Origin of the sequence: Citrobacter sp., assembly GCF_050252275.1 — a bacterium.
Classification (GTDB): domain Bacteria; phylum Pseudomonadota; class Gammaproteobacteria; order Enterobacterales; family Enterobacteriaceae; genus Citrobacter_A; species Citrobacter_A amalonaticus.
Genome location: NZ_JBFWLF010000350.1, coordinates 1 through 4,280, shown reverse-complemented (window position 1 = coordinate 4,280; position 4,280 = coordinate 1). Strand labels below are relative to the sequence as shown.

Sequence of the window (4,280 nt, the reverse complement as noted above, 5' to 3'; positions counted from 1 at the left end):
CTGGGAAACGCCATACATCCCGCCAACCAGCGTATTTTCACGCCAGACCTCAATGGAATGCGCATGCCCCAGTTCGTGCAGTCGATGATAGGCCTCCACCACGTCCTGGGTGATCCATGTCCCTTCATCGCGATCGTTGGCGCACCCTTCGATGACCTGGCCAAACGCATAATTCAGCGTGACGCGATACGGAGAACGCTTATGAAAGCGCTTCATACTGCGGCTGACATGAAACGCGTCAGGCCACAGAATGGCGCGGGGATCCGGTGACCACCAAAGAATAGGGTCGCCAGGCGAAAACCACGGAAAAATACCGCGTTGATAGGCCATCAGCAGGCGCGCAGGGCTGAGATCGCCTCCAAGCGCCAGCAGGCCGTTTGGCTCGCGTAAAGCGCCCTCCGGCGAAGGGAAAGCGATAGAGTGTCGGGAAAGCTGAACCAGGCGCATGACAGCAGAACTCCAGTACGCGAGTCGGATCGTTCAATAATAGCTTACAGACCTTGCTTAAACTGGTAATAACGACCCTGCTGCGCTAACAGATCTGCGTGATTACCTTGCTCAATAATTTGGCCGTTGTCCATCACTATTATTTGATCAAAACGCGCGAGCCCGCGCAGGCGATGCGTCACCATCAGTAACGTTTTATCGCGCATCACCTCTGCCAGCAATTCAAGCATTTGGCTTTCGGTCGTCGCATCCAGGCCTTCCGTCGGTTCATCAAGCAGCATCAGCGGCGCATCGTGCAAAAGCGCACGGGCGATCGCCAGACGACGCAGTTCGCCACCGGATAGCTGACGACCGCCTTCGCCCAGCCAACTGTTGAGGCCAGCATCGTCGAGGAGTTTCTCCAGCCCGACGCGGCGCAGCGTGTCTGCCAGTTGGTCGTCACTGGCGTCAGGCGCTGCAAGCAGCAGGTTGTCGCGCAGGGTGGCGCTGAATAAGTGCACGCGCTGCGGCACAACGCTGATGGTCTTGCGCAGCGTCGCTTCATTCAGAGTTGCAATCGAACAACCGTTGAGCAGGATCTCGCCCTGCTGCGGATCCCACGCGCGCGTGAGCAGTTGGAGTAATGTCGATTTACCGCACCCGGTGCGCCCAAGAATGGCGATATGCTCGCCTGGATTCACCTGCAGGGAGAGCGAATCCAGCGCCTTTTGCGCCTGTTCAGGGTAGCTGAATGAAACGTCACGCAGCGTCAGAGTGACCTGATCCGGGACGTCGGATACGTCAGTCGGGAAAGTGACTTCCGGCTTCTGTTCGGTCAGTTCGGTGATCCGCATGGCGGAGGCGATGACCTGTCCCAGATGCTGGAATGCGCCGGTAACCGGAGCCAGCGCTTCAAATGCTGCCAGCGCGCAAAAGACAAACAGGGCAATCAGCGCGCCAGGCTGAGCGTTATCCCCTACGCCGCCTGCCGCCATCCACAACATCAGCAAAATGGCAATGGCACCGATGAGCAACATCAGCGCCTGTGACAGTGCCGTCAGTTCAGACTGGCGGCGCTGCGCTTCGTGCCACTGTAACTCAGTGGCCTCCATCTGCGCGCGGTAGCGGTCGCTGGCGCCGAAAATAGTCAGTTCAGCCTGACCCTGTAACCATGAGGTCAACTGCTGGCGATACTGTCCGCGCAGGTGCGTCAGGTTTTGTCCGGTGGTTTTCCCGGCGCGATAAAACACCGGCGGCATAATAAACAGCGTCAGCAGCATCACGCCGCCGAGGGTGCAGGCGAGGGTGACATCCAGCACGCTCAGACCGATCGTCACAACCATAATCACCACGAAGGCTCCCACCAGGGGAGAGATGACGCGCAGGTAGAGGTGATCCAGCGTATCCACATCCGCCACAATGCGGTTCAACAGTTCACCCTGACGATAACGAGCCAGCCCGGCAGGGGAGAGCGGCAGCAGCTTGCTGAAGGTGTGAATACGTAAATGTTGCAGCACGCGGAAGGTGGCATCATGGCTGACCAGCCGCTCAAAATAGCGTCCGGCAGTCCGGGTAATAGCCGCACCGCGCACGCCTGCGGCAGGCAGCATATAGTTAAAACTGTAGATACCGGCAAAGCCCGCGACGGCTGACGCAGAGAGGAACCAGCCGGACAGCGTCAGCAGGCCAATGCTGGCGAGCAGGGTGATGATCGCCAGCACGATGCCCAGCGTTAACATCCATTTGTGACGTTTATAGAGCGTCAGATAAGGCAGTAGCGCGCGCATTAGATTTCCTCCTGACGATGGGCCAACAGCGTCGCAAATGCGCCATTGGCGGTACTCAGTTCGGCCCAGGAGCCCTGTTCGATAATCTGTCCGTCCTGCATCACCCAAATCGTGTCCCAGTCAGCCAGATCTTCAAGCTGGTGCGTGACCATCAGGGTGGTCTGGCGTTTTGAGGCCGCTTTCAGCGCCTGCATGACCCGCTGTTCGCTATGGGCATCCAGGCTGGCAGCCGGCTCATCCAGCAGCAGCAACTTGCAGGGATTAAGGAGCGCACGAGCTACTGCCACGCGTTGCGCCTGACCAACGGACAGACGTCCGGCCTGATCGCCAACGGACGTATCCACGCCCTGTGGTAACAGCGGCAGGAATTCACTGACCCAGGCGCTGTCGAGCGCGGCACGCAACTCTTGCTCACTGGCATTCGGGCGAGCCAGAAGAACGTTTTCCCGTATCGTCGCCGCGGGCAACTGCGGGTTTTGCCCCACCCAGGAGAGATGCTTACGCCAGGACTCTGGCGACAAATCGCGAAGTTCCACCCCGTTAATGCGCAGCGATCCCTGATAAGAGAGGAAGCCAGAAAGCGCATTCAGCAGAGAACTCTTACCCGAACCGCTGCGACCGACCAGCACGACACGCTGCCCGGCAGCGAGGGAGAAGTTCAGTGGTCCCGCCAGGGTCTTACCTTCTGGCGATGTAATGATGAGATCGACGGCGTCAATGGAAACAGGTTCTTGCGTGGATAGTTCCACATCACCTTGTTCAGGATGGGCGAGCGGCGTTTCCATAAAAGTCTTCAGGCTGTCTGCCGCGCCAACCGCCTGTGCTTTAGCGTGATAAAACGTCCCCAAATCGCGCAGCGGCTGGAAAAACTCAGGGGCCAGAATAAGGGCGAGGAAGCCTGCTGCCAGCGTGACGCCCGTGCCGTAGTGGCCGAAATTAAGTTCGCCGAGGTAGGAAAAACCAAAGTAAACCGCGACCAGCGCAATGGAAAGCGAGGTAAAAAACTCCAGTACGCCCGAGGATAAAAAGGCGAGGCGCAGGACTTCCATCGTGCGCTGGCGGAAATCTTGCGACGCGACGCGGATGTTTTCCGTTTCCGCTTCACCACGGCCAAAAATGCGCAGGGTCTCCATTCCGCGTAAGCGATCGAGGAAATGTCCGCTCAGACGCGCCAGGGCGAGGAAATTACGCCGGTTAGCATCAGCAGCGCCCATACCGACCATCGCCATGAACAGAGGGATCAGCGGCGCGGTGCCGAGAAGGATCAACGCGGCGGCCCAGTTTGACGGAAAAATAGCCGCGACAATCAGGATGGGCACACACACCGCCAGCGCCATCTGCGGCAGATAACGAGCGTAGTAGTCGTGCATATCGTCAATCTGTTCCAGCACCAGCGTGGCCCAGCTTCCTGCAGGTTTTCCCTGGATCCACGCCGGACCGGCCTGTTGCAGGCGGTCGAGCACCTGGCGGCGGATCTCAAACCGGATGTGTTGGCCCGCATGGAATCCGACGCGTTCGCGTAACCAGACGACCCAGGCACGGAGGATAAAGATCAGCACCAGCACGACAAATGGCAACAGCAACGCTTCGCGCGGGATATTTTCCATGATCATATGTTGCAGAATGCGAGCCATGATCCAGGCCTGAGCGACAATCAGTACGCCACTCACAAACCCCAGCAGACGGGAAATCATAAGCCAGCGTTGGGAAATGACACTTTGCTGTTTTAACCAGCGGGTTAGCTCTTGTTGACGAGTTTTATTCATTGCGCGCTTTGCAGGTGAGTTATCAGAATTTTTTGCCAGGGCAATGTTACAACGGGGCAAAAATAAAGGCGACCTATAGTCGCCTTATTTACTTTTGTTGCTGATTTGTAAAAACTATTTGCACGCGTCGGCTAAACCGTCGAGGTAGCGTTCAGCATCCAGCGCAGCCATACAACCGGTGCCTGCGGAGGTGATAGCCTGTCGGTAAATGTGGTCCTTCACGTCGCCCGCAGCAAAGACGCCCGGGATGCTGGTCTGAGTCGCGTTACCGTGACTCCCGGACTGCACTTTATTGTAGCCG

General features: G+C 57.8%; 3 protein-coding genes and 1 pseudogene. All 4 read right to left on the bottom strand.

Annotated features, from left to right (window positions below; genetic code table 11):
- Positions 1-447: leucyl/phenylalanyl-tRNA--protein transferase (gene aat, locus AB7E14_RS21235; RefSeq protein WP_428169911.1), on the bottom strand; the 447-nt coding region annotated here is incomplete at its 3' end.
- A gap of 44 nt (positions 448-491) precedes the next feature.
- Positions 492-2,213 carry a heme ABC transporter ATP-binding protein/permease CydC gene (gene cydC / locus AB7E14_RS21230; protein WP_058587857.1) on the bottom strand — a complete coding sequence of 574 codons (1,722 nt, stop codon included), beginning with the start codon at positions 2,211-2,213 and terminating at the stop codon, positions 492-494.
- Entirely contained in the window at positions 2,213-3,979 is a 1,767-nt protein-coding gene (cydD, locus tag AB7E14_RS21225; RefSeq protein ID WP_316962171.1) for a heme ABC transporter permease/ATP-binding protein CydD, read from the bottom strand. The genes cydC and cydD overlap by 1 nt, the downstream gene beginning before the upstream one ends.
- Positions 3,980-4,093: 114 nt before the next feature.
- Positions 4,094-4,280 (bottom strand): annotated as a pseudogene (locus AB7E14_RS21220) (thioredoxin-disulfide reductase); the annotation flags it as partial.